The sequence below is a fragment of the Neisseria sp. P0013.S005 genome (assembly GCF_051958425.1).
Taxonomy (GTDB): Bacteria; Pseudomonadota; Gammaproteobacteria; order Burkholderiales; family Neisseriaceae; genus Neisseria; species Neisseria subflava.
In genome coordinates this window covers 168805-192808 of record NZ_JBQCVL010000004.1, presented here as the reverse complement: position 1 = coordinate 192808, position 24004 = coordinate 168805, and the positions used below count along the sequence as shown (strand labels likewise).

The window sequence follows — 24004 nt, the reverse complement described above, 5'->3', positions numbered from 1 at the left end:
GTTTTTAGGCTTTCTCTTCCGGCTCCGGTACGTCAAACACTTGGCGCAGGTAAGCGAGGAAGGTGTTGTTGGTGGTCATGGTTTTGCCCGGGGAGTCGGAGAGCTTGGCGACGGATTGGCCGTTACACTCGACAAGTTTCAAAACAATGTTTAAAGGTGTGTGTCCCAAGTCGTTGGTCAGGTTGGTACCGATACCGAAACTGGTTTTGAAACGGTCTTTGAAGTATTGGTGCAATGCCCATGAACGCTCAATATCGAGGCCGTCTGAAAAGGTCAGCATTTTGGTGCGGCTGTCGATTTTGAGTTTTTTGTAATGCTCGTAGGCTTTGTCGCCCCAGACATAAGGATCGCCGCTGTCGTGGCGCAGGCCGTCGAAGAGTTTAGCGAAGTACAGATCGAAGTCGCGCAAGAAGGCATCCATGCCGACCACGTCGGTCAGGGCGATACCGAGGTCGCCGCGGTATTCATGTACCCAGCTTTCCAGCGCGGCTTTTTGGAAATTGCGCAAACGTACGTCCAAGGCTTGGAAGGCTTGGAGGAACTCGTGCGCCATGGTGCCGATGGGTGTGATGCCGATTTTTTTGGCCAGATAAACGTTGCTGGTACCGCGCACGATGTCGGGAGCGGCTTCCAGCAAGGTACGGATAACGTGTTCCTGCCATGCGAGGGTGTAGCGGCGGCGCGTACCGAAATCGGAAATAAGGAACGGCGGATCATTCGGATTTTGAGTGGCCGCAATTTCTTTCAGCTGTTGCGCTTTGGCCTGCAAACGGCGCTCGCCTTCTTCGATGACGGCAGGCGTTTCCAAGCGGCGGAAATAGAGTTCGTTGACGATGGCAAGAATGAAAATCTCGAAGAACATCGCCTGTATCATCGGGCCTTCGATGCGGATGTTCAGACGACCTTGGTCATCAGGGCTGACTCGGACAAAGCGGCGTTGGAGTTGGAAAAGTTCGAGATAATCAACAAAATCGCTTTTGATAAAACGCAGGCTGCGCAGATAGTCGAGTTCGTCATGCGTAAAGCGCAGCTGGCACAGGGAGTCGAGTTCGCGTTCCAAGTCTTCTTGAATATCGGCCAGCGGATACACCATCTCTTTGTTGCGGCAACGGAATTCGTAGAGGCTGTGGGTTTGCGGAAATTGGTGCAACACGACTTGCAGCATGGTGAATTTGTACAGGTCGGTATCAAGCAGGGATTGGATAATGGGCTGATAAGCGGACATAAGTTTTCTCTGAGTAAACGTGGGCTTGATGAGGGTATCGATTTTAATAGGAAAGGCCGTCTGAAAGAAACCTTATTCAGACGGCCTTTATCTTATTTAATCCAACTGCGCTACGGAAACCGGCAAAGAACGGATGGCAGACAACATCGTGCTGGCATCTTTTTGCTGTTTGCGGAATGCGGCCATATTGGTTGGGGTCAATTTCGGCGTCGGCAAGGCGACGGTAGTCGGGTTGACCGGCTGACCGTTGACGCGTGCTTCGTAATGCAGGTGCGGACCGGTCGAACGGCCGGTTGTACCGACAAAACCAATCACTTCGCCGGCACGGACTCTGCCGTCGGCAGGGCTGAACGCGCTCATGTGGCCGTACAGGGTCTCCACACCGTTGGCATGGCGAATCATCACGGTGTTACCGTAGCCGCCTTTCCAACCTTTGAAAATCACTTCACCGTCGGCAGCGGCCTTAATCGGGGTGCCGGTCGGCGCGGCATAGTCGATACCGGTGTGCATACGGACGGTATGCAGGACCGGGTGGACACGGTAGCCAAACGGGGAAGAAATGCGCGTGTATGCAACAGGCTCGGTATTAAAGCCTGCTTTTTGTTGCAGGGACTTACCGTTTTGGTCGTAGTAGCTACCGCTTTCTTCGTCGCCTTTGCCTTGGCTGTAATAATAGGCTTGGTAGGTTTTGCCGTCTTTAACCACTTCAGCCGCCAAAATATCGCCGACCGCCATTTGCTGGCCGCGGAAATACATGCTGTTGTACAAAAGACGCACGGTATCGCCTTCGCCCAAGTCGCTCATATTGAACGAATCGGCAAAGATTTCTTTGAGCTGGATATACACTTCGGAAGGGATTTCGGCACGGAGCATATCACCGATGGCGGAAGTGCGGATTTTCACGGAACGCAGGGTCGGCATGGTTTTCATGTCGATTTCGGCATTGGAGATGCGCCATTTGCCTTTGACTTTTTCCAAAGCGACCAAGTTGCGTTCCAATTCTTCATCGGTAAAGAATTGAACGTCGGTCACTTGGCCTGAAGAATCGATACGGATGTTGACGGATTGGTTGGTCCGCAGGTTTTTCATGTCGAGGTTGGCATTGTTTTTCGCCATGATTTGCTTGATGTCTTCTTGGTTGACACCCATGCGCGTCAAAACGTCTGCCAAAGAGTCGCCGGCTTGGACAACTTCTTGCACCCAATAGCTGGATTGATAGGTATTGGTTTCCACATAAACGGCAGGCAGCTCTTCGGAAATACGCTCGACTTTGAAATCGGTATGTGCTGGTTGAGGGTCGGTAATGGCGTATGCGGTCATGATGCCTGAAGCCGGCAGCAGAAACGCTAAGAGGGTTGCTTTGAATCGAGTGGAATATTTGTTTTTAATCACGCGTTATCCTTAATGGGGCGGTCTGTTTTTTTAAAGTTTGCAGAATGCCGGCACATCCGGCCTGCTGCGACCGCCTGCTGGTTTAAACAGTTTTGGGGATAAAGGACTTTGAGTCTTTTTTCCGATCTGAAAATCAGGTTTTCATTCGGAATGAATGAGGTCGTGTTTGAGATTGACGTTATTATCAGGGCTATGTGTGTTGATTTACACCCTGTTTTTCTGAAATTTACGCCACGCATTCTAGCATGACAGCCCGTTTTTTCCAAACCGGCCGTCTGAACGGCTCTTTTTCAGGGCGTAATAGCAAGGTTCCGAAACGTATCGTTTGTCGCGTAAAATAACGGTTTTCCTATCTATTTGCGCTTATGAAGTTGACCCTCGCCCTCCCCTCGCTCAACCGTTTTGCCGACGAATCCGTTCCTGCGCTTGCCTTACCTGCTTTTAACCGTCTTTTGCGTTACGGCATATTACGCAAAGAAACACTCAGGCCGTCTCAATTTTACGGCCGCCATTTGTGGAGCGGCAGCCTCATTACCCAAGTGCAACGTTTACGCCACACAATCCCAAACCGCACAGCCGCTTTTGCCTCTCCGGTTTGGCAACAGATGGGCATGCACCATGTCAACATTATCAGCGGCGAGTTTATCGGTATCCAAAAAGAGGAGGCACAACGGTTATGTGCGGATTTGTCGGCGTTTTATCAAGATAAAGATTGGCAATTCGAGCCGCTTTGCGAAAGTATGTGGCTGCTCAGTATGCCGAAGATTGAAGATTGGGGCGCAGAATGTGTTTTGGATGTGTGCGGACAGCCGGAAATGGACGGTCAGGCGCATGGCAAGGATGCGGTGTCTTGGTTGGCCATGCAGACGGAAATCCAAATGTTTCTCCACACGCATCCGATTAACCAAGCGCGTGAACAACAAGGATTGCCGGAAATCAACGGTTTGTGGCTGTGGAATGACGCGGACGGTACACAGTCTGCGGATATTGTCGCTTCAGACAGCGCATGGGCGCGTTTTTCGGATAAGCCCAAACTCGATGCGCCATATGATTTGAAGGCTTGGTTTGAGATGGTTCAAGAAACAGGCAACACGGTTTCAGACGGCCTTATCTTTTTGGACGACTTGGTTTCCACCTTACAAACAGGCGATGTTTGGGCATACAAAGATATTTTGGAAAGCTGGGAAACCCGTTGGTTTGCGCCTTTATGGGACGCACTCGCTTCAGGCCGTCTGAAAACCGTTTGCATTGCCACAGACGGCGAAAACGGCGGCACGCTGGAAATCGGCCGCCGTTCCAAATGGGCATTTTGGCGCAAAGCTAAAACGTTTAACGGATCGTGGTAAGCGGTTTTAAGCCTCCAACGCCTCCAATTTGGCTAAAATTTTGTCCCACACATCCTGCAACGGAATCGCTTTCAACAGACGTGTCGGATCGTTGGTGTCGATACTGTCAGGGTGAGGCAGTTCGGCATAATCGCCGGCATAAATGACTTCCGCCTGCTCGGAATACGGACGCCATTTATCCACCCATGACGCGCCAAACAAAGCGATTTGCGGTTTATCCAAAGCTGCGGCGATGTGCATCGGTGCAGAATCGACACCAATAAACAACTTGGCGCCCTCAATAGCCGCCGCCAATTCACGCAGACTCAAGCATCCGGACAGCACATATACTTTTCTGCCTTCCGGAATATTCAGACGGCCTATAATTTCCTGAAGCATGTATTGCTCGACAGTGTTGTGAGAAGCAGTCAATACGACATTCTGTCCGCTGTTGAGCAGAAGCTGTACGATAGCGGCGTTTTTGCCGTCTTCCCAACATTTGAAATGCCAACGCGCACCCGGGTGCAGCAACACATAATCTTCGCCGCTCCAACCCTGCTCACGCAATTTCTGCCGCATGCTTTCCCTTGCATCTTGTGCCACCCAAAGGCGTACTTTCGCATCGGCCACGTCTTTCGGCTGGATAAGCGGCGCAAGGATATTCAATTGATTTTCAACGATATGATGACTGGTATCAAGCTCATGGTTGATAAAATCATGACAGAAACGCCACCAGAAACCGTCGCGCTTGATGCAGTCCAAACCCACGCTACAACGGGCGCACAGTTTGGCGATTATTGCCGCGCGCCATTGGTCGGACAGGTTGAAAGCCCAGTCATAATCGCGCACCTTCAGCTTAGACAAAAGGTTTTTCTCACACGCCAACTGCTTGAATACGCCCAGCTTCTTCCAATTTCGATCAATGGTAAAAATCTGCGCAATCTGCGGATTATCGGCAATCAGCTGCCCCGTACCGGCATACACCAGCATATCGATTTCGCAATCGGGGAAACGGGTTTTCAGCGCATCGACCACCGGCATGCTCAAAAGCACATCGCTATGATGGCGCAATTTGATGATCAGAATACGTTTGGGTTGGGCTAAAGACATACAAATACTTTCAGACGGCCTGTTGATTGGCTGCTATTGTAAAGCGGAAAACAGGTTTCATAAAATACAAAACAGGCCGTCTGAAACCTATCTTGCTGATTCATCGCTATAAAATCCGCACAAGCTATGCAATTTATATTACAATCCGCACCCCGTGGTTCGAAAACCTCCCACATTAAAAAACTAAGGAAACCTCATGTCCCGTAACAACGAAGAGCTGAAAGGCATCTCCCTTTTGGGCAACCAGAAAACCCAATACCCGAGCGAATACGCGCCTGAAATTTTGGAAGCGTTCGACAACAAACATCCCGACAACGACTATTTCGTCAAATTCGTCTGCCCCGAGTTCACCAGCCTCTGCCCGATGACCGGCCAGCCCGACTTTGCCACCATCTACATCCGCTACATCCCCCATATCAAAATGGTGGAAAGCAAATCCCTGAAACTCTATCTCTTCAGCTTCCGCAACCACGGCGACTTCCATGAAGACTGCGTCAACATCATCATGAAAGACCTCATCGCCCTGATGGATCCGAAATACATCGAAGTATTCGGCGAATTCACACCGCGCGGCGGCATCGCCATTCACCCGTTTGCCAACTACGGCAAAGCAGGCACAGAGTTTGAAGCTTTGGCACGCAAACGCCTGTTTGAGCACGATGCACAATAATCCTATTCAGACGGCCTAACGCCCTTTTCATTGCAAGACTTTCTCTATTGCACGGTCTCTCAAGGCCTCATGCCGTCTGAAAAACTCCGAAAGATTTCCATGTACGAATTTACCGCCGCACAGCAGAAGAAAGCGCTCTTCTGGCTGGTGCTTTTCCATATTTTTATTATTGCCGCCAGCAACTATCTGGTGCAGTTCCCCTTTCAAATTTTCGGTATCTTTACCACTTGGGGCGCATTTTCCTTTCCCTTTATCTTCCTCGCTACCGACCTGACCGTGCGCATTTTCGGCGCGCCGTTGGCGAGACGGATTATTTTTTGGGTGATGTTCCCCGCCCTGCTGCTCTCTTACGTCTTCTCCGTCCTCTTTCATGACGGCAACTGGACAGGCTGGGCATCTTTAACCGAATTTAACACCTTCGTCGGCCGTATCGCATTGGCCAGCTTTTCCGCCTATGCGCTTGGGCAAATCCTCGATATTTTCGTGTTCAACAGATTACGCCGTCTGAAATCATGGTGGGTTGCCCCTACCGCTTCCACCATTGTCGGCAATGCTTTGGACACGCTGGTGTTTTTCGCCGTTGCCTTTTATGCGAGCAACGATGAATTTATGGCGGCAAATTGGCAGGGCATCGCATTTGTCGATTATCTGTTCAAACTCGCCATCTGCACCCTCTTCTTCCTGCCTGCCTACGGCATCGTATTGAGCATCTTGACCAAAAAGCTGACTTCCTTAAACGTCCGTCAAGAAATGCCCGAATCAGTTTTAGCCAAATAAGCAGTAGATAAAAAACAAGGCCGTCTGAAACTTTAATCGTTCAGACGGCCTTTTATGTTTTAAACAATTAACCGGTCAATTGTTTGGTAATCAGTTTTTTCAGCGGTGGGAAGTTATTACTTGCACGCAATACCAAACCGCGCAGCAGTTTTGCCGGAGCAGTTTCATTGGTAAAGAGTTTCAGCAGCATATTAGTGCCGTGGTAAATCGGATGGGCATGGAACATATGCTTGGTGCTGTATTTTTCCAGCAGACTCTTCGCACCAATATCCTGACCGCGTTGCTCGGCTTCAAGCACCAATTTAGCCAAAAGATCGGCACTTGCCAGACCCAAGTTGAAACCGTGCGCAGTAACCGGATGCATACCGACTGCGGCATCGCCGATCAACGCGCTGCGTTTGCCATAGAAACGTTGGGCAATCATGCCGACCAAAGGATAATTGTGAATGGTGCTGACCAATTCCATATCGCCCAAACGGCCTTTGAGTTGCTCTTTCACGCTGGCCGCCAATTCTTCCGGCGACATGTTTTTAATCGTTTCAGCTTTATCGCTGTCCACCGTAATCACTGTATTGGTCAAGTGTTCTTCCAAAGGCAGCAACGCAATGGTGCGGCCGTAGTGGAAGCATTCATATGCGGTATGCAGGTTGGACAAAGTATGCTTCATGCGGCACACAAACATGGTGCGGCTGTAATCGTGCATATCTGAAGAAATGCCCAGTTGACGGCGCGTTTGCGAGAAGCGACTATCGGCGGCCAACAACAGACGACCGGTCAATACTTCGCCGCTTTCCAAAATAACTTGCGCCTCATTGTCAGAAGTTTTAACTTCTTTAACATTGGTGCCGGTCAGGATTTTGACGTTGTCCAATTTGGACACGACTTCATAAGCGGCTTTGCGGATATTGTGGTTGGAGATCAAATAGCCCAAGCAGTCCGCAGGCTCGCCGCGCGCCTGAGTCGGTTGCGGGAAATGGAGCTGGTAATCGGAATGACCGTTCAACACTTTGGCATCGCGCAAAGGATAAATTTCGTCTTTTGGAATCAAATCCCACATACCCAATCGCTGCATGATTTCGCGCGACAGATGCGTCAGTGCGATTTCACGGCCGTCATACGGCGGATTTTGCAACACTTCTAAAGGACTTCTTTCAATCAAGGTTATGTTCAAGCCGCTTCCGGCCAACTCTGCGGCAAAACTTAATCCTGCAGGGCCTGCGCCGACGACGAGAATATCACTGTGTAAGCTCATGGGAGGAATTCCTTGTATTCAACTGATACGGATTTTTTCAGACGGCCTTAAGTTTACTGTGTTTAGCTACAAGAGGGTAAATCAAAGGCATTTGATAGATTATATAGAAAGAGTCAATAGAATAAAACAAAGGCCATCGATTATAAGCACGTTTTTACTTTAGCCTTAATATAAATCAAGCTTCACGACATACGGATTTTATCAAACAGACAAAACAGTCTGACAAACAAAAACCGCATTCCGAAAAGGAATGCGGCTTTCAATCGTAAAACGATTATTCTTCAGAACCGGTGTAAGGACGGATGCTGACGGTTTTACGGTTCAGCGCGCCTTTGGTTTTGAATTCAACGTAACCGTCGACTTTAGCAAACAAAGTGTGGTCTTTGCCCATGCCTACGTTGTCACCTGCGTGGAATTTAGTACCACGTTGACGAACGATGATAGAGCCTGCTGGAATCAGCTCGTTGCCGTAGGCTTTAACGCCCAAACGTTTGGCTTCTGAATCGCGACCGTTGCGGGTGCTACCGCCTGCTTTTTTACTTGCCATTTGTAATACTCCTGAACTTACTTGAAATTAGGCGATTGCCACGATTTCGATTTGGGTGAAATTTTGGCGATGGCCTTGGCGTTTTTGGTAGTGTTTGCGACGACGCATTTTGAAAATGCGTACTTTCTCGCCACGACCATGAGCAACGACTTTAGCTGTTACTTTTGCGCCTTCGATAAAAGGTGCGCCTACTTTTACAGATTCGCCGTCAGCAATCATCAAAACTTCAGTCAGTTCGATTTGGCTGTCGAGTTCGGCTGGTATCTGTTCTACTTTCAATTTTTCGCCAACGGAAACTTTATATTGTTTACCGCCGGTTTTTACGACCGCGTACATACTCAACTCCATGAGAATTAGGTTAACTTTCCACACACCATGTGCGAAGCGAGCTATTCTATTTCTATTTGCCTGTTTTGTCAAAATTTATTTTATTTACAAGTGAAAAGGCCGTCTGAAAGATATGTTGCATGCTTTTTAACTGATATAATCACGCGCTGGATTGCTGATATCTTTAATGCAACGTTATTACCCCGACCGAATGTACGGGTTTAAACAGATTCATTGGAGCCCCCGCTCCGTTTTGTCAACAGAGAATGTTTTATGCTCGAAAACCTGCCTTACTTCCAACGCCACCTGCCCGATGACCTTGCCAAAGTTAATGCGGTCATCAACCAAGCTGTTCAATCCGATGTTGCGCTGATTTCGCAAATCGGCACATACATCATCAGCGCGGGCGGTAAGCGACTGCGTCCGATTATTACCATTTTGGCAGGCAAAGCAGTCGGGTATGACGATGAAAAACTGTACTCGCTGGCAGCGATGGTGGAGTTCATCCACACCTCCACCCTCCTGCACGACGATGTCGTCGATGAAAGCGATTTGCGCCGCGGCCGTAAAACGGCAAACAACCTCTTCGGCAACGCAGCTGCTGTTTTGGTCGGCGACTTCCTCTATACACGCGCCTTCCAACTGATGGTCGGTTCGGGCAGTATGCGTATCTTGGAAGTGATGGCCGATGCGACCAACATCATCGCCGAAGGCGAAGTCATGCAGCTGATGAACATCGGCAATACGGATATTACCGAAGAGCAATACGTCCAAGTTATCCAATACAAAACAGCAAAACTGTTTGAAGCGGCCGCTCAAGTCGGCGCAATTTTGGGCAAAGCTTCCACCGAACACGAGCAAGCCTTGAAAGACTACGGCATGTACGTCGGTACGGCTTTCCAAATCATTGACGATGTATTGGACTATTCTGGCGAAACCGAAGAAATCGGCAAAAACGTCGGCGACGATTTGGCAGAAGGCAAACCTACCCTGCCATTGATTTACCTGATGCGAAACGGCTCCGAGCAGGCAGCAAACGATGTGCGCCACGCCTTGGAAAATGCCGACCGTAGCTATTTTGAAAAAATCCATGACTATGTCGTTAACTCAGACGCTTTGCCGTATTCGATTTCCGAAGCGAAAAAAGCCGTCGATAAAGCCATCGCTTCATTGGACGTGTTACCTGACAGCGAAGTCAAAGATGCCATGATCCAACTGGCAAAAGAATCCTTGGCCCGAGTATCTTAATCCGATGAATTTCAGTTTTGTCCCTTTGTTTCTGGTTACGCTGATTTTTTTAGGCGTTGTCAGCAACAACAACTCGATTACGATTTCGGCGGCCGTCTTATTGTTGATGCAGCAAACCGCTTTGTCACAATACATTCCCTTCGTGGAAAAACACGGCTTGCAAGTGGGCATCATTATACTGACCATCGGCGTATTGAGTCCGCTGGTTTCAGGCAAAATACAGATTCCGCCTCTGTCCGAGTTTCTCAATTTCAAAATGATTGCCGCCGTCCTTATCGGCATCTTCGTCGCTTGGCTTGCCGGACGCGGCGTTCCATTGATGAGCGAACAGCCTGTTTTGGTAACCGGATTATTAATCGGCACAGTCATCGGTGTTGCCTTTGTCGGCGGTATTCCGGTCGGCCCTCTGATTGCCGCCGGCTTATTGTCTTTTGTTGCCGGAAAGGTTTAAAATCCCCCCCTTTAACGCCTCGCCATAGTTCAACGGATAGAACGTATGCCTCCTAAGCGTAAAATACAGGTTCGATTCCTGTTGGCGAGGCCACAGTTTCAATAAAAGCCTTTCATACTTTGAAAGGCTTTTTTGTTATCAATAAATAAAGGCCGTCTGAAACTTTTCAGACGGCCTTTTCATTTTGCCAAACCATTAACCCGGACGACCATCCGAACGCGGACGAATCAGCCAAGGAATATATTTCCATGCGTACAACAGCAGAGATACGGCAAACAAAGCGGCGGAGCAACGGATACTGTGTATGTATGCCGTACCGCTCACAAAGGTAGCCAAAACACGGATAACCGTTGCGGCAATCATCAGCCAAAAGGCGACAGGAACCACTTTAGGCGGCGGATAAATAGAGTTGCCGGTATGACCAAGCGCAGTTCGCGCCATCATACCCAAAGTCAGCACGCCGATACCGCCAACGCCGATAAGGTGTACGCCCAAATTCAAGAAACTTGAAATCCAATAAGAAAGACCGACAGCAATCAAGCCCAAGCCTGTAAACAGATAGCCGGCAAACAAAATCCAAAGCATAGGCTCTTTCAGTACGGCTTTATACCACCAACGATATACTTGTACGGTAAAAATCACCCCTGCAGCAATAGAGAACAAAGCGGCCAATCCCGGCAATATGTTATGAGCCATCATCATGGCAGTCAGCATAGGCAGCCAAAGCGATGCGTGCGCTACCCATTGAGGGCTGGGAATTTGCGGTACGTTCAAACGTTTGGACGTAAAGAACGAGATAATCCGCATACCGATCAAACCGATAAAACCGGCCACCATAATCAAACCGGATTGCAAACCGGTCATCAGCGCGATGGCATCAAACGGCTGCATTTTCATATGGAACGCGAAATGGGTGCCACCTAAAACAAAAATAGCAAATACGGCAACATAGTTGCGCTTGTTTTGAGAACGGATTACCGGCAAAGCCATACACACCGCGCCATACCAGAAAAAGATCGTACCGAATATGCCGCTTGCCGTCGCACCCCAGCCGGGAATAAACGCACACAAACGTGCAAGCAGCCAAAATGCGGTCAAACCTGCCAACGCCTTACCGCGTGTAGGCGGCTGGCCAGTCCAAGTTGCCACCGCGGTCAGCAAGAATGCAATGACAACCAATCCGGCGTAGCCCCAAATCATTTCATGGGCATGCCAATACAAACCCGGCAATTCAGGCGTACCCTGATAGCCGAAGCCCCAAAGCAATATAGACAATGCGCCATACAAAGCCGCCAACGAGTAAAACGGGCGGAAGGCCATTGCCCATACAGGATGTTTGAACAAATCGTTCATGGTGGTTCCTTCAATTTTTATATCATCATAAGACAGCAACAGAGGCCGTCTGAAACTTTTCAGACGGCCATCGATTCCCTTTCCTATCACACATTCTCAGGCAAAGGCAAAAAAGGTTCAATCGCAGGAAAAAGCTCACGTTCCTCAAAACGCGCATGATCGCGCAAAGTTACCGCAAAATCCTTATTCCATGATTCATTCATATATTCAGGATGAGCCATCATCGCACGCAGCTTGGCATGATCGCCTTCAAAACGCTGCCTCAACGCCGGATCAACCTTATCCCAATACGGCGCAAACATGGTTTCCTCCTCCAAAAAATGTGGCTCAAGCTCCACAAAATGAGGATCCAGCTCCGCTTGATGGCTTTGCTCCGGCGCACGCAGGAGACGGACGCACAACGACAGCGAGCCATGATGCTCGCGGGAAAGTTCTATTAATGCAGGGTGGCGTTTCAAGGGTTTCATAAGTTCGTTATAATGGCAACAGTCTGTCAAACTGGATTAATTCAAATGTTTCAGATATTATGAAACCCAACCCCACATAAAGTCAAACAGCCCCTCTCCAAGTACTACGCTTTTGACATATAATAAAAATATCTAAAGAGCCAGCCATGTATCTGACCCAACATACCGATTACGGATTGCGCGTATTGGTTTATACCGCCATCAATGATGACACCCTCGTCAATATCAGCACCATTGCCGAGACTTACAATATTTCCAAAAGCCATTTGATGAAAGTGGTTACCTCATTAGTCAAAGGCGGATTTCTGGTCAGCGTGCGCGGCAAAGGTGGCGGTTTGCGCTTGGCGGATGTTCCAGAAAAAATCAACATCGGCGCAGTCGTCCGCCATCTTGAGCCGATGCAGGTTGTCGAATGCATGGGCGATAACAACGAATGCCTCATTACCCCATCCTGCCGACTGACCGGCATCATTACCGGCGCCATCAAAGCCTTCTTCAACCATTTAGATCAATACTCCCTGCAAGATCTTTTGGACAAACCAACCTACGACATACTCTATACCCCGCGTATCCCGATCAACGAAATACGCAGAATGGTTGATTAAGTTTTCAGGTCGTCTGAAAAACAGTCCGGCTATATCAAAATAATCATCAGCCTCTCAATATAGGCGCATGTGATATTACTCGGAAAAATAAAAAATGCCGTCTGAAATTAAGATTTTCAAACAGCATTGTTAATTTTAAAATAATAGAAAGATATCGACCAGAGCAAGCAAAAAGTAACTGCTCGCCATTTACTTATTTCCTAATTAAAAAGTACGCCAAGTATCTTCCCAATCAACGTAACGGTCTTTTTCCAATACAAAATTGGGAACGTTATATACCAATCCCGGCTCAGGCGGCTGATAATCAAAATCAAATTTACCCTCAACAACTATAAAGATGTCAATGTGATAAGCCCATTTCGGCCTAAAAAAGCATTACCTAAATGTGCTTTAACCTTTTGTATCCATTTTATAGGTTGATTTTTATGCTGTTGTTCACATTATATTCCAACCCTTCACAAATCAATAAATACAAAAATGCCCGAAGCCAAAAGCCTCGGGCATTTTTAATATTTGGTGGGTCCGGTGGGTTTCGAACCCACGACCAAGGGATTATGAGTCCCCTGCTCTAACCCCTGAGCTACAGACCCGTCAAGAGTAGAAGCGGATTATAGCATAACTTGTTGCTTGTTCAAGATGCCGGGCAAATGTTTCAGACGGCCTGTTGGTTTTCTATTCTGGCATTATGCCGATATGCCCAATACTTCCCAAACTTTCAAAGCGTCCGATGTTGCTTTGACATCGTGAACACGGATGATTTGCGCGCCTCGGGCGACTGTGGCCAAAGCGGCTGCGACGCTGCCGTGTACGCGTTTGGCAGCATCTTGTTCGCCTGTCAGCTCGCCAATCATACGTTTGCGCGATACGCCGATCAGAAGGGGGAATCCGGTTGCGTCCATCAATTCAGGCAAATGTTTTATCAGGGTGATGTTGTGTTGCAGGTTTTTACCGAAACCGAAGCCGGGGTCTAGCGTGATGCGTTCAGGGGCAATGCCTGCTTGAACGCATTCTGCCGCGCGTGCTTTTAAATAACGCGCGACTTCTTCGACGACATCTTGATATTGCGGATTCAGCTGCATGGTTTTGGGCAAACCCTGCATGTGCATGAGACACACGCCTGTCTTCGGCTGTTGCGCCAGCAATGCGACTGCGCCTTCATCACTCAATGCGGCAACGTCGTTGATAATATCGACGCCGCCTTGCGCCAAGGCTTTTTCCATAATCACCGTACGGCGCGTGTCCAAGCTGACGGGAACATTCCACTTGGCGACTTCCGCTAAAACCGGCTGCACCCTGGCCCATTCTTCTTCGAGAGAAACATCATCCGAACCCGGGCGGGTAGATTCGCCACCGATATCGAGAATATCCGCACCGTCTTTCAGCAGCTGCTCGGCATGTGCCAATGCTATTTGGACATTTTGCGAATAGGTGCCGCCATCGGAAAATGAATCAGGGGTCAGATTGACGATGCCCATGATTTTCGGTTTGTCTAAGGCGATTTCAAATCGGCCTGCCTGCCAAATGTGCGTGTTCATAATGCTTCCATTGATGAAATAATAGGATAGAGGCCGTCTGAAACTTTTCAGACGGCCTTTAGGTTTTGACTTTAAAACAGTAAATTACATCCCGCCATAATTCGGTCCGCTTGCGCCTTCAGGGCAAATCCAAGTGATGTTTTGCGTCGGGTCTTTGATGTCGCACGTTTTGCAATGAACGCAGTTGGCGGCGTTGATTTGCAGACGCGGGCTGCCGTTTTCTTCGACGATTTCATATACGCCGGCCGGACAATAGCGCGTTTCGGGCGAGGCGTATTCTTTGTAGTTTACGTCTATCATGACCTGAGGATTTTTCAGTACCAAATGGTCGGGCTGGTTTTCTTCGTGCGCAAGGTTGGCAAGGAAAACGCTGCTCAAACGGTCGAAGGTCAAAACGCCGTCGGGCTTCGGATAATCAATCGGCTTGCATTCGGCTGCTTTTTTGAGCTGCTCGTTGTCTTTGCCGTGATGTTTCAAAGTCCACGGGGCTTTGCCTCTGAAAATCATCTGGTCGATACCGGTATAGACGGAGCCGAGGTAAACGCCCCATTTGAATGACGGACGGACATTGCGCGCGGCGTAAAGCTCTTGATACAGCCAACTTTGTTCAAAGCGTTGCTGATAATCGGTGGCCTCTTTGCCGCTGTCGAAACCCTCCACTTCTTCGAGGTTTTCCAACAAAGGGAACACGGCTTCTGCGGCAAGCATGGCGGATTTCATGGCCGTATGGATGCCTTTGATGCGCGGCATATTCAGGAAACCTGCGGCATCGCCGACCAAAACGCCGCCTCTGAACGAGAGTTTCGGCAGGCTTTGCAAACCGCCTTCAATCAGCGAACGCGCACCATAAGCGATACGGCGACCGCCTTCGAAGGTTTTGCGGATTTCGGGATGGGTTTTGAAACGTTGGAACTCTTCAAACGGCGACAGATAAGGGTTTTGATAATCCAAGCCGACCACAAAGCCGACAGCGACTTTGTTTTCGTCAAAGTGATAAATAAACGAGCCACCGTAGGTTTTGCTGTCCAACGGCCAGCCTGCGCTGTGCATGACCAAACCGGGCTGATGTTTTTCAGACGGCACTTCCCAAATTTCTTTAATGCCCAAGCCGTAAGTTTGCGGCTCGCTGTTTTGGTCGAGCTTGAATTGTTCAATGACTTGCTTGGAAAGCGAGCCGCGACAGCCTTCGGCAAATATGGTTTGCTGCGCCCAAAGCTCCATGCCGGGCTGGAATGCATCGGTCGGTTCGCCGTCTTTGCCCACACCCATATTACCGGTCGCAATGCCTTTGACCGAACCGTCTTCGTGATAAAGCACTTCGGCAGCGGCAAAGCCCGGATAAATTTCTACGCCCAAATTTTCCGCCTGCTCTGCCAGCCAGCAGACAACTTCGCCCAAGCTGGCGATGTAGTTTGCATGGTTGTCGAAATTAGGAGTAATCGGCAGGTTGAACGCTTTTTTCGCGGTCAGGAACACAACCCTGTCCTTCGTCACTGTGCGTGTCAGCGGCGCGCCTTTTTCTTTCCAATCGGGAATCAGCTCATTCAAAGAAATCGGATCGATGATGGCACCGGCAAGCGAGTGCGCACCGGCCTCCGAACCTTTCTCCACCACGCAAACGCTGATTTCGCGTCTATTCTTTTCGGCAAGCTGCTTGAGTTTGATGGCGGCGGACAAACCCGACGGGCCTGCGCCGACAATCACGACATCGTATTGCATACTGTCGCGTTCGATGGTTTCTGTCATGGCGGTTCCTGTATTGTCGTTATTGAATTTAATCCGCTAATTATACAGCCTGGACATATAGTTACCAAATACAACAAAAGGCCGTCTGAAACTTTACTCAAATTTCAGACGGCCTTTACTGTGTTCAAAAGATTATTGCGCTTTGGTTTCCGTTACAAAACCGATTTTACTGATACCGGCTTCGCGTGCCGCTTGCAGGGCTTGGTTGACGTAATCGTATTCAACCGCTTTATCCGCCGCAATCGCCACAATCACATCTTCGTTTTTCGCTTTGGCCTCTTTCAGCTTGGCGGTTACCGTTGCCAAATCCACTTTGGCATCCGAATCACCGCCAACGACATAAGCACCATTGGCATCAATGCTCAAACGCAAAGGATCTTTAGGCTGCTGCTTGTCCTCTTTTGCCGCTTTTTCCGAAGCAGTCGGCAACTCCAAAGGAATCGAGTGGGTCAGTACCGGCATGGTAATCATAAATACAATCAGCAACACCAGCATCACGTCCACCAAAGGTGTAACGTTGATATCCGACATCGGCGCATCATCGCCGGAATTCATTGATCCGAAAGCCATGGTTTAATCCTTTTGGTTCAGAAGGCGGACATGCAGGTCATGTGCAAATGCGTCCATATCTTGCGCGATGGTTTTTGTACCGCGGTTGAGGAAGTTGTACGCCAATACGGCCGGAATCGCCACAAACAGGCCGACAGCAGTCGATACCAAAGCTTCGCCAATCGGACCGGCTACCGCAGCAATGCTCATTTGGCCGCTTTCGCTGATGCCGATCAGGGCATGGTAAATACCCCAAACAGTACCCAACAGGCCGATAAACGGAGCGGTTGCACCGATAGAGGCCAAAGCGGTCATACCGTAGTCGAACTGTCGCATGGTTTGGGTCAAACTGTTGCGGATATGAACGACCAAGTATTCGTTCAAAGGCAATTCGTCAATCAGCGATTTGCTCGTCGTTTGACGGTAATTTTGGTATGCGCGCAGAGATTCATCTGCAACACGGCTCATCGGTGCTTCTACCGCTTTGGCTTTTTGTACGGCATCAGCCAGCGTAAACGCATTCAGCATCAACTCTTTTACCTGAGCATTGCCTTTTTTCGCTTTGCGATATTTGATGCAGCGAATCACAATGACGCTCCAAGTTACCACACTCATCAACAACATCAGGACAAATACACCAATCAGTACCACATCACCTGATTTGAAAACTAAACTTAAATCCATAATTTTTCCAAGTTAAAAATAAAATTAAAATTTCTATCGGGTCATTTAAAATTATTTCCCAACAGCATATATTTTCCAATCAATCAGCTTAGGCCTAGATACTTATTCGAGCGTGAATTTGACAGGTACTTTAAATTCAGTCCAAACGCTTGCATTACAGCTGCCATCTTTAACGGCTTTACGCGCTGCATTATCCAGACGACTATAACCACTTGATTTATTCACACTGATTGAATCCACTTTACCGCCGGGACCAACCAAGACTTTCAAAACAACCAAGCCTTCTTCACCATTTTCAGTGGATAGTGAAGGATACGGAGGTCTTGGAATATGGCAGGTTCCTTTTGCAGGATTGCCTTTACTGCTGCCGGCACCTGTACCGCTGCCGCCACCTCCGCCACCGGTACCGGAGCCATGTTCGCCTTTCGCACCGCCGCTGCCGGATCCGCTGCCTTCGCCACGGCCGCTGCCTGTACCTTTCGTACCGCCGCCGTTGCCTTTTCCTTCTCCGCCCAAGGCTTTGCCTTCGCCGTTGCCTTTACCGTTTTCAGCAGTATTCGGCCCGGTTTTGCTGCTTGAGTGTTCAGATGCTTTGGGAGATGGTTTAGGTTCTGCCTTCGGCTCTGGTTTTGGTTCAGGTTTTGGCTCGGGCTTCGGCTCTGGTTTAGGTTCCGGCTTAGGCTCGGGCTTAGGTTTCTCGATAGGTTTCGGTTTTTCCTTTTGCTGTACGATATCCGCTTTTTCTTTTTTCGTTACCACAGGTTTGATAACAGGTTTGGGCGGCTCGACAGGCTTAGGTTTGGGCTTCGGCTTGGGTTTTGGTTGTTCGGGGGTAGGCTCGGGGGCGGCAGGTGCGCCTTCGCCTTCAGGGCTGCCGTCGCCACCGCCGAAATCGCCCAAATCGACAAATTCAATATTCGCCATTTCGACAGGAGGCGGTTTGTGCGCGTGCCATAAAAGTGCAACCAAGCCGACGTGAATCAACGCAACGGAAGTCACGACGGCTGGAGTTAAAATTCGTTTTTTATCCATAATTCCGTTATGTTAATAGCAACAATTCCCGTTTGCAAGTCGTTTTACAGTCAAAATAAGCATTAATGCTTATATAGAAAGTTATAGACCTGCTGTTTTAAAGGCTGCATATCATAATATGATATTAGCTCTCATTACTAATATTATCAAACAAGCGGTCGTCTGAAAAGATAAACGGTATTGTAAAAGCCATCGCCTCTTACAATCTTTATGCCATCCGCACATCAGACCGATATTGAAACCTCATCAGACCGATAAAAATTCAAATAGTTTCAAACCATCTGTATTTTTTATCCATAAAATATCAGGCCGTCTGAAAACATTCTTTCAGACGGCCTGACTCAAACAAAATTATTTTTTCCGCTTCGCCCTTGGGTGCGCTTCATCATAAACACGCGCCAAATGGTCGAAATCCAGCTTTGTATAAACTTGCGTAGCGGAAAGATTGCTGTGTCCCAACAATTCCTGCACGGCACGGATATCGCCCGATGCCTGCAAAAGATGGGTTGCATAGCTGTGGCGCATCATGTGCGGTGAAATATGGCTGGCACTGCCCACGCGCACTGCCCACGCCTGCAGGCGTTTTTGGATTTGACGTTGCCCCAGCCTGCCGCCGTTCTTATTGGTAAACAAGGCCTGCTCGCCCTCTTTGGTAATACGCACTGCCAAATAATCGCGCAATGCCGCAATGCTTTTAGCCACTAAAGGCACTTGCCGTTGCTTGCCGCCTTTACCCTTCACACTGACCCAGCCTTCGTCCAAGACGATACCGTCCAGATTCAAACCTTGTATCTCGCTCAGGCGCAAACCGCTGCCATACATCAATTCAAACATGGCCTTATCGCGCACGTCCAATTCGTCATCAACAGGCGCATGGTCGAGAATATGGTTTAAAGGTTCTTGCGGCAGCGCTTTGGGCAGGCGTTCGGGCAGGCGCGGCGCTTTCATATTAAATGTCGGGTCGCTTTCCATGACTTCTATCTGCACCAGCCAACTGCAATACTGCCGCCACACCGACAATTTCCGCGCCAAACTGCTTTCGCTTAAGCCCTTTTGCGACAGCTTTTTCAATACCGCCACAAAATCACGGCGCGTCGGCAGGCCGTTTTCAAGATTATCGGGCAACAGGCGCATCAACTCACTCAAATCGCGCCGATAAGCGGAAACGGTATGCTCCGACTTGCCTTGTTGCAGCAAGGTTTTCAGATAGCGTTCAAGATGAAGCGCAAAATTGTTTGATTCCGCCATTTCAGACGGCCTCCAATGCCGTTTTCAATGCCGAAGGCAAACGGCAGACACGCTGCTTACCATAATCGAAACACACCATGCCTGTCTGCACTTTCGCCAGCACAAGGCCGTCTGAAATCCTGTGGATACGGTACAGCAAAGAAAAGCCTACTCCGGTCACGCCCGCCGCCCCCATTTCTACCGACAAATCATCGCCATGATGACCTTGCGCCAAATACTGCACCACCGCATCCGCCATAATCAGGCCTGTCCCTCCGGCATCCATTTCGCTCCAACCCAGCGTCGCCAGCCAACGCATCCGCACTTCATGGCACAAACGCAACACCGCATCGTTCGCCAGATGACCGCCATAGTTCACATCGCCCACCTGCACCGTCAAGGCCGTCTGAAACAAAGGCTTATCACACTCGGCCACCGAAATCCTATCCATTTTGCACACCCGTTTTCAATACTCTGCCATTATAAACCGAGACCCTGTTCGTTAATATATAAAAACAATGTAACAGCTTGTAGTTTTTCATTTCAAAAAACATTATAATTTATCGGATAAATTTACCCTTCACTACTTCAGGAGCTCCTCATGGCACTCGTATCCATGCGCCAATTATTGGACCATGCTGCCGAAAACAGCTACGGCCTGCCCGCATTCAACGTTAACAACCTCGAACAGATGCGCGCCATCATGGAGGCGGCCGACCAAGTCAACGCCCCCGTTATCGTTCAAGCATCCGCAGGCGCACGCAAATACGCAGGTGCCCCATTCCTGCGCCATCTGATTTTGGCCGCAGTCGAAGAATTCCCGCACATCCCTGTCGTAATGCACCAAGACCACGGCGCATCTCCTGATGTGTGCCAACGCTCCATCCAACTGGGCTTCTCCTCCGTAATGATGGACGGCTCGCTGATGGAAGACGGCAAAACCCCTTCTTCTTACGAATACAACGTCAACGCCACCCGTACCGTCGTTAACTTCTCCCACGCTTGCGGCGTGTCCGTTGAAGGCGAAATCGGCGTATTGGGCAACCTGGAAACCGGCGAAGCCGGCGAGGAAGACGGCATCGGCGCAGTGGGCAAACTTTCCCACGACCAAATGCTGACCAGCGTTGAAGATGCCGTACGTTTCGTTAAAGATACCGGCGTTGACGCATTGGCTATTGCCGTCGGCACCAGCCACGGCGCATACAAATTTACCCGTCCGCCCACAGGCGATGTATTGCGTATCGACCGCATCAAAGAAATCCACCAAGCCCTGCCGAACACCCACATCGTGATGCACGGCTCCAGCTCCGTTCCGCAAGAATGGCTGAAAGTCATCAACGAACACGGCGGCAAAATCGGTGAAACCTACGGCGTACCGGTTGAAGAAATCGTCGAAGGCATCAAACACGGCGTGCGCAAAGTCAACATCGACACTGACTTGCGCCTCGCCTCTACCGGTGCCATCCGCCGCTTCATGGCAGAAAACCCATCCGAATTCGACCCGCGCAAATACTTGAGCAAAACCGTCGAAGCCATGAAACAAATCTGTCTTGACCGCTACCTCGCATTCGGTTGCGAAGGCCAAGCCGACAAAATCAAACCGATTTCTTTGGAAAAAATGGCAACCAAATACGCCAAAGGCGAATTGAACCAAATCGTTAAATAATCCGTATCTCGGATTCACACTAAGGCCGTCTGAAAACTTGAAAATAAGGTTTCAGACGGCCTTAGCTTTGGGAAAATTTATAGTAAAATCTTCCACCGACCACACATCAAAACACATCGAAAGCAAACATGAAACTCGCCGTTATTTTGCCGGCCTATTGCGCCGAAGCTTATTTGCCCGAATGCTTGGATTCGGTATTGAATCAAACATTCCGCGACTTTTTCGTCATCGCCATCAACGATGCTTCAACAGACAAAACCGGCGAAATCCTCGAGGCTTATGCAGCCAAAGATTCACGTTTGCAGGTTTTCCATCTTCCGGAAAACAGGGGCGAACCGTTTGCCTGCCAATTTGCCATGGATATGCTCAAAGACGTAGAGGTCGAATATGTGGCACGAATGGATACGGACGATATTTGCGCCTTGGATCGTTTTGAAAAACAGATTCAGTTTTTAGACAACCATCCCGAAATCGACATTGTCGGCAGCCAAGCCACCATCTTTTTTGATGACCAAACCGGAAGAGAACCCGTTTTAAGCGACCTCCCCCTGCTCGACAAAGACATTAAAGCCTTTCTCTCCTTTGCCGCCCAAAACATGTTCAACCCCACCACCATGTGGCGGCACGATAGCATTAAAAACCTTGGGATAAACTACACCGCGACAGAAACCGCTCCCGATTTCCATATGTGGGTACAATGCGCCCTACATGGCAAAACCTTTGCCAACCTGCCCGAGTCTTTGTTGTCTTACAGGATACACACAGCTCAAGAAAGCAAAAAAGAGACAAAATCAACAGATCCGTCCAATACACCATGGAATTATGGTTCAGCCACCTTTTCCCTGAATTAAACCCAGTAGAAGTCACCCTCTTAAGCCGAATCTTGCATGAAAAGCAACTGCGTTTAACCACTGAAGAACTGAAAACCATTTTTGCCGCTTATGACAGAATCAGCAAAGACCGCAGCATTTCATTGTTTGGGGAAGACCGCAATACGATGTTCGACATGATAGACAATTTCTTCAATTTCTTAAAAAGCCGGTTGAAATTCACTTAAATCATAAAAGGCCGTCTGAAACCTCGGTTTCAGACGGCCTTTATCTATTTCAAAATCAATCTAAATCAGAACAAGCCGTGAATCATGCCTTCTGCGTCCACATCAATTTTCTCGGCAGCCGGAACTTTCGGCAGACCCGGCATCTTCATCATGTTGCCGCACAAGGCAACAATGAAGCCCGCACCGGAAGAAACGGTAATGCCGCGCACGGTAATGCGGAAGCCTTCAGGGCAGCCTAAGAGTTTGGCGTTGTCGCTCAGGGAATATTGGGTTTTCGCCATGCAGACGGGCATTTTGTCCAAGCCCAGTTTTTCCAGCGAGGCGATTTCGGCGGATGCTTCCGCGCTGAAATCGACGTCTTCCGCGCCGTACACTTTTTGGGCAATCGCACGGATTTTGTCTTTAATGCTCAACTCGACATCGTAGGCGAAGCGGAATTCGTTGGGTTGGTTGTCGATGGCGTTGACGACTTTGCGCGCCAAATCCGCGCCGCCCGCGCCGCCTTTGCCCCACACTTCGGTCAGGGAAACTTCGACACCGTGTTCGGCGCAGGCTTTTTCAATCATCGCCAACTCGGCATCAGAGTCGGACACGAAGCGGTTGATAGCGACGACGACGGGCAGGCCGAAGACGTTTTTCAGGTTGGAAATGTGTTTCAGCAGGTTGGGCAGGCCTTTTGCCAAGGCATCGAGGTTTTCTTCGCCGAGGTTGGCGCGTTCTACGCCGCCGTTGTATTTCAAGGCGCGGACGGTGGCGACGACAACGGCTGCGTCGGGTTTTAAACCGGCAAGGCGGCATTTGATGTCGCAGAATTTTTCCGCGCCCAAATCTGCGCCGAAGCCTGCTTCGGTTACGGCGTAATCGGCAAGGTGTTTCGCCAAACGGGTGGCGGTAACGGAGTTACAGCCGTGGGCGATGTTGGCGAACGGACCGCCGTGTACAAATGCCGGAGTGCCTTCGATGGTTTGCACCAAGTTAGGCTTAATCGCATCTTTAAGCAATGCCGCCATCGCGCCATTTGCTTTCAAATCTTTGGCGTAAACAGGGCTGCCGTCTTTGGCGTAGGCGACAAGGATGTTGCCCAAACGCTCTTTCAAATCGCTGATGTCTTTGGCAAGACAGAATACCGCCATGACTTCGGAGGCAACAGTAATGTCGAAACCGTCGGGACGCATCACGCCGTCAACAGGTTTGCCCATGCCGTCGATGATGTTGCGCAACTGGCGGTCGTTCATATCGACCACACGCCGCCACAGCACACGTTTGGGGTCGATGTTCAACTCGTTGCCTTGGTAGATGTGGTTGTCGAGCATAGCGGCGAGCAGGTTATTCGCCGCGCCGATGGCGTGGAAGTCGCCGGTGAAGTGCAGATTGATGTCTTCCATCGGCAAAACTTGGGCATAGCCGCCACCTGCCGCACCGCCTTTAACACCAAACACCGGACCCAAAGAAGGCTCGCGCAGGGCGATCACCGAGTCTTTGCCGATATGGCGCAACGCGTCCGCCAAACCGATGGTCACGGTGGTTTTACCCTCACCCGCAGGAGTCGGATTAATGGCGGTCACCAAAATCAGACGGCCTTGTTTTTGCGGCAGCTTGAATGCCTCGGCAGGATTGATTTTAGCTTTGTAATGGCCGTAGGGTTCGATGTTGTCAACGTTCAAACCCAGCTTGGCGGCAATTTCACCAATCGGGCGCATGGTGGAAGACTGGGCAATTTCAGCATCGGTTTTGAAGCTCATGATTTTCCTTTATTGAG

25 protein-coding genes, 2 tRNA genes and 1 riboswitch are annotated in these 24004 nt (G+C 49.5%); of the genes, 10 read left to right on the top strand and 17 right to left on the bottom strand.

The genetic code is table 11. From position 1 onward, the window contains the following. Positions 1-4 precede the first annotated feature (4 nt). Both pncB and ACTHTA_RS06160 read right to left on the bottom strand, forming a co-directional pair. A complete protein-coding gene (pncB, locus tag ACTHTA_RS06165) occupies positions 5-1225 on the bottom strand; it encodes a nicotinate phosphoribosyltransferase (protein WP_308887617.1) in 1221 nt (406 codons plus the stop codon). Positions 1226-1321: 96 nt separating this feature from the next. After that, positions 1322-2617, bottom strand: coding sequence for a M23 family metallopeptidase (locus ACTHTA_RS06160; protein WP_308887618.1), 1296 nt, complete (start codon positions 2615-2617; stop codon positions 1322-1324). Positions 2618-2982: 365 nt separating this feature from the next. Between ACTHTA_RS06160 and ACTHTA_RS06155 the strand changes: the two genes are divergently transcribed. Further along, positions 2983-3963, top strand: a complete 981-nt coding sequence (locus tag ACTHTA_RS06155; RefSeq protein ID WP_308887619.1) for a hypothetical protein — start codon at positions 2983-2985, stop codon at positions 3961-3963. A 6-nt stretch (positions 3964-3969) separates the two neighbouring features. On the opposite strand, the gene rfaQ is transcribed toward ACTHTA_RS06155, so the two are convergent. Then, positions 3970-5052 (bottom strand): putative lipopolysaccharide heptosyltransferase III, encoded by a 1083-nt coding sequence (rfaQ, locus tag ACTHTA_RS06150; RefSeq protein ID WP_308887620.1) that lies wholly within the window; start codon positions 5050-5052, stop codon positions 3970-3972. Positions 5053-5200: 148 nt separating this feature from the next. After that, a riboswitch (PreQ1 riboswitch) is annotated at positions 5201-5245 on the top strand. Positions 5246-5248: 3 nt separating this feature from the next. On the opposite strand from rfaQ, the gene queF reads away from it, so the two are divergent. Both queF and ACTHTA_RS06140 read left to right on the top strand, forming a co-directional pair. Continuing rightward, positions 5249-5722, top strand: coding sequence for a preQ(1) synthase (queF, locus tag ACTHTA_RS06145; RefSeq protein ID WP_308887621.1), 474 nt, complete (start codon positions 5249-5251; stop codon positions 5720-5722). A gap of 99 nt (positions 5723-5821) precedes the next feature. Further along, positions 5822-6499, top strand: a complete 678-nt coding sequence (locus ACTHTA_RS06140; protein ID WP_308887622.1) for a 7-cyano-7-deazaguanine/7-aminomethyl-7-deazaguanine transporter — start codon at positions 5822-5824, stop codon at positions 6497-6499. 67 nt (positions 6500-6566) lie between these two features. Here the strand turns inward: ACTHTA_RS06140 and ubiM are convergent, their stop codons facing one another. The 3 genes from ubiM to rplU all read right to left on the bottom strand — a co-directional run bounded on the left by ubiM (position 6567) and on the right by rplU (position 8634). Next, positions 6567-7751 carry a 5-demethoxyubiquinol-8 5-hydroxylase UbiM gene (gene ubiM / locus ACTHTA_RS06135; RefSeq protein ID WP_049351134.1) on the bottom strand — a complete coding sequence of 395 codons (1185 nt, stop codon included), beginning with the start codon at positions 7749-7751 and terminating at the stop codon, positions 6567-6569. A gap of 274 nt (positions 7752-8025) precedes the next feature. Continuing rightward, the gene (gene rpmA / locus ACTHTA_RS06130) at positions 8026-8298 is read right to left on the bottom strand and encodes a 50S ribosomal protein L27 (protein WP_002212328.1); all 273 of its coding nucleotides are present in this window, start codon (positions 8296-8298) and stop codon (positions 8026-8028) included. A gap of 27 nt (positions 8299-8325) precedes the next feature. Continuing rightward, positions 8326-8634 (bottom strand): 50S ribosomal protein L21, encoded by a 309-nt coding sequence (gene rplU / locus ACTHTA_RS06125; RefSeq protein ID WP_002216394.1) that lies wholly within the window; start codon positions 8632-8634, stop codon positions 8326-8328. Between the two features lie 264 nt (positions 8635-8898). Between rplU and ispB the strand changes: the two genes are divergently transcribed. The 3 genes from ispB to ACTHTA_RS06110 all read left to right on the top strand — a co-directional run bounded on the left by ispB (position 8899) and on the right by ACTHTA_RS06110 (position 10417). Beyond that, positions 8899-9873 (top strand): octaprenyl diphosphate synthase, encoded by a 975-nt coding sequence (gene ispB, locus ACTHTA_RS06120; protein ID WP_308187291.1) that lies wholly within the window; start codon positions 8899-8901, stop codon positions 9871-9873. 4 nt (positions 9874-9877) lie between these two features. Continuing rightward, on the top strand, positions 9878-10324 hold the full coding sequence (locus tag ACTHTA_RS06115; RefSeq protein ID WP_063076159.1) for a DUF441 domain-containing protein: 447 nt from the start codon (positions 9878-9880) through the stop codon (positions 10322-10324). 18 nt (positions 10325-10342) lie between these two features. Then, positions 10343-10417, top strand: a tRNA-Arg gene (locus ACTHTA_RS06110). A gap of 102 nt (positions 10418-10519) precedes the next feature. On the opposite strand, the gene ACTHTA_RS06105 is transcribed toward ACTHTA_RS06110, so the two are convergent. Both ACTHTA_RS06105 and ACTHTA_RS06100 read right to left on the bottom strand, forming a co-directional pair. Continuing rightward, a complete protein-coding gene (locus ACTHTA_RS06105) occupies positions 10520-11677 on the bottom strand; it encodes an NnrS family protein (RefSeq protein ID WP_308887623.1) in 1158 nt (385 codons plus the stop codon). A gap of 86 nt (positions 11678-11763) precedes the next feature. After that, a complete protein-coding gene (locus tag ACTHTA_RS06100) occupies positions 11764-12144 on the bottom strand; it encodes a hemerythrin domain-containing protein (protein ID WP_049328859.1) in 381 nt (126 codons plus the stop codon). Between the two features lie 146 nt (positions 12145-12290). Between ACTHTA_RS06100 and ACTHTA_RS06095 the strand changes: the two genes are divergently transcribed. Then, positions 12291-12749, top strand: a complete 459-nt coding sequence (locus ACTHTA_RS06095) for an RrF2 family transcriptional regulator (protein ID WP_049328858.1) — start codon at positions 12291-12293, stop codon at positions 12747-12749. A gap of 514 nt (positions 12750-13263) precedes the next feature. On the opposite strand, the gene ACTHTA_RS06090 is transcribed toward ACTHTA_RS06095, so the two are convergent. The 8 genes from ACTHTA_RS06090 to ACTHTA_RS06055 all read right to left on the bottom strand — a co-directional run bounded on the left by ACTHTA_RS06090 (position 13264) and on the right by ACTHTA_RS06055 (position 19973). After that, a tRNA-Ile gene (locus ACTHTA_RS06090) sits at positions 13264-13339 on the bottom strand. Positions 13340-13432: 93 nt separating this feature from the next. Then, complete coding sequence (folP, locus tag ACTHTA_RS06085; RefSeq protein ID WP_308887624.1) at positions 13433-14284, bottom strand: dihydropteroate synthase; 852 nt, start codon at positions 14282-14284, stop codon at positions 13433-13435. 84 nt (positions 14285-14368) lie between these two features. Next, positions 14369-16030, bottom strand: a complete 1662-nt coding sequence (locus ACTHTA_RS06080) for an electron transfer flavoprotein-ubiquinone oxidoreductase (protein WP_440364278.1) — start codon at positions 16028-16030, stop codon at positions 14369-14371. 132 nt (positions 16031-16162) lie between these two features. Continuing rightward, the gene (locus ACTHTA_RS06075) at positions 16163-16600 is read right to left on the bottom strand and encodes an ExbD/TolR family protein (RefSeq protein ID WP_049351128.1); all 438 of its coding nucleotides are present in this window, start codon (positions 16598-16600) and stop codon (positions 16163-16165) included. A gap of 3 nt (positions 16601-16603) precedes the next feature. Then, positions 16604-17263: a MotA/TolQ/ExbB proton channel family protein gene (locus ACTHTA_RS06070; RefSeq protein WP_003686817.1), complete on the bottom strand. Its 660-nt coding sequence runs from the start codon at positions 17261-17263 to the stop codon at positions 16604-16606. 102 nt (positions 17264-17365) lie between these two features. Continuing rightward, positions 17366-18295 (bottom strand): energy transducer TonB, encoded by a 930-nt coding sequence (locus tag ACTHTA_RS06065; RefSeq protein WP_308887626.1) that lies wholly within the window; start codon positions 18293-18295, stop codon positions 17366-17368. Positions 18296-18646: 351 nt separating this feature from the next. Further along, positions 18647-19543 (bottom strand): tyrosine recombinase XerC, encoded by an 897-nt coding sequence (locus tag ACTHTA_RS06060; protein WP_440364279.1) that lies wholly within the window; start codon positions 19541-19543, stop codon positions 18647-18649. Between the two features lies 1 nt (position 19544). Continuing rightward, a complete protein-coding gene (locus ACTHTA_RS06055; RefSeq protein ID WP_440364280.1) occupies positions 19545-19973 on the bottom strand; it encodes an acyl-CoA thioesterase in 429 nt (142 codons plus the stop codon). Between the two features lie 150 nt (positions 19974-20123). Between ACTHTA_RS06055 and fba the strand changes: the two genes are divergently transcribed. The 3 genes from fba to ACTHTA_RS06040 all read left to right on the top strand — a co-directional run bounded on the left by fba (position 20124) and on the right by ACTHTA_RS06040 (position 22245). After that, a complete protein-coding gene (gene fba, locus ACTHTA_RS06050; RefSeq protein WP_308111799.1) occupies positions 20124-21188 on the top strand; it encodes a class II fructose-bisphosphate aldolase in 1065 nt (354 codons plus the stop codon). Positions 21189-21316: 128 nt separating this feature from the next. Next, entirely contained in the window at positions 21317-22039 is a 723-nt protein-coding gene (locus ACTHTA_RS06045) for a glycosyltransferase family 2 protein (RefSeq protein ID WP_440364281.1), read from the top strand. Further along, positions 22003-22245, top strand: a complete 243-nt coding sequence (locus tag ACTHTA_RS06040; protein ID WP_241479498.1) for a hypothetical protein — start codon at positions 22003-22005, stop codon at positions 22243-22245. Before ACTHTA_RS06045 ends, ACTHTA_RS06040 begins: the two co-directional genes overlap by 37 nt. A gap of 65 nt (positions 22246-22310) precedes the next feature. On the opposite strand, the gene ACTHTA_RS06035 is transcribed toward ACTHTA_RS06040, so the two are convergent. Continuing rightward, positions 22311-23987 (bottom strand): formate--tetrahydrofolate ligase, encoded by a 1677-nt coding sequence (locus ACTHTA_RS06035; protein ID WP_440364282.1) that lies wholly within the window; start codon positions 23985-23987, stop codon positions 22311-22313. Between the last annotated feature and the right edge of the window lie 17 nt (positions 23988-24004).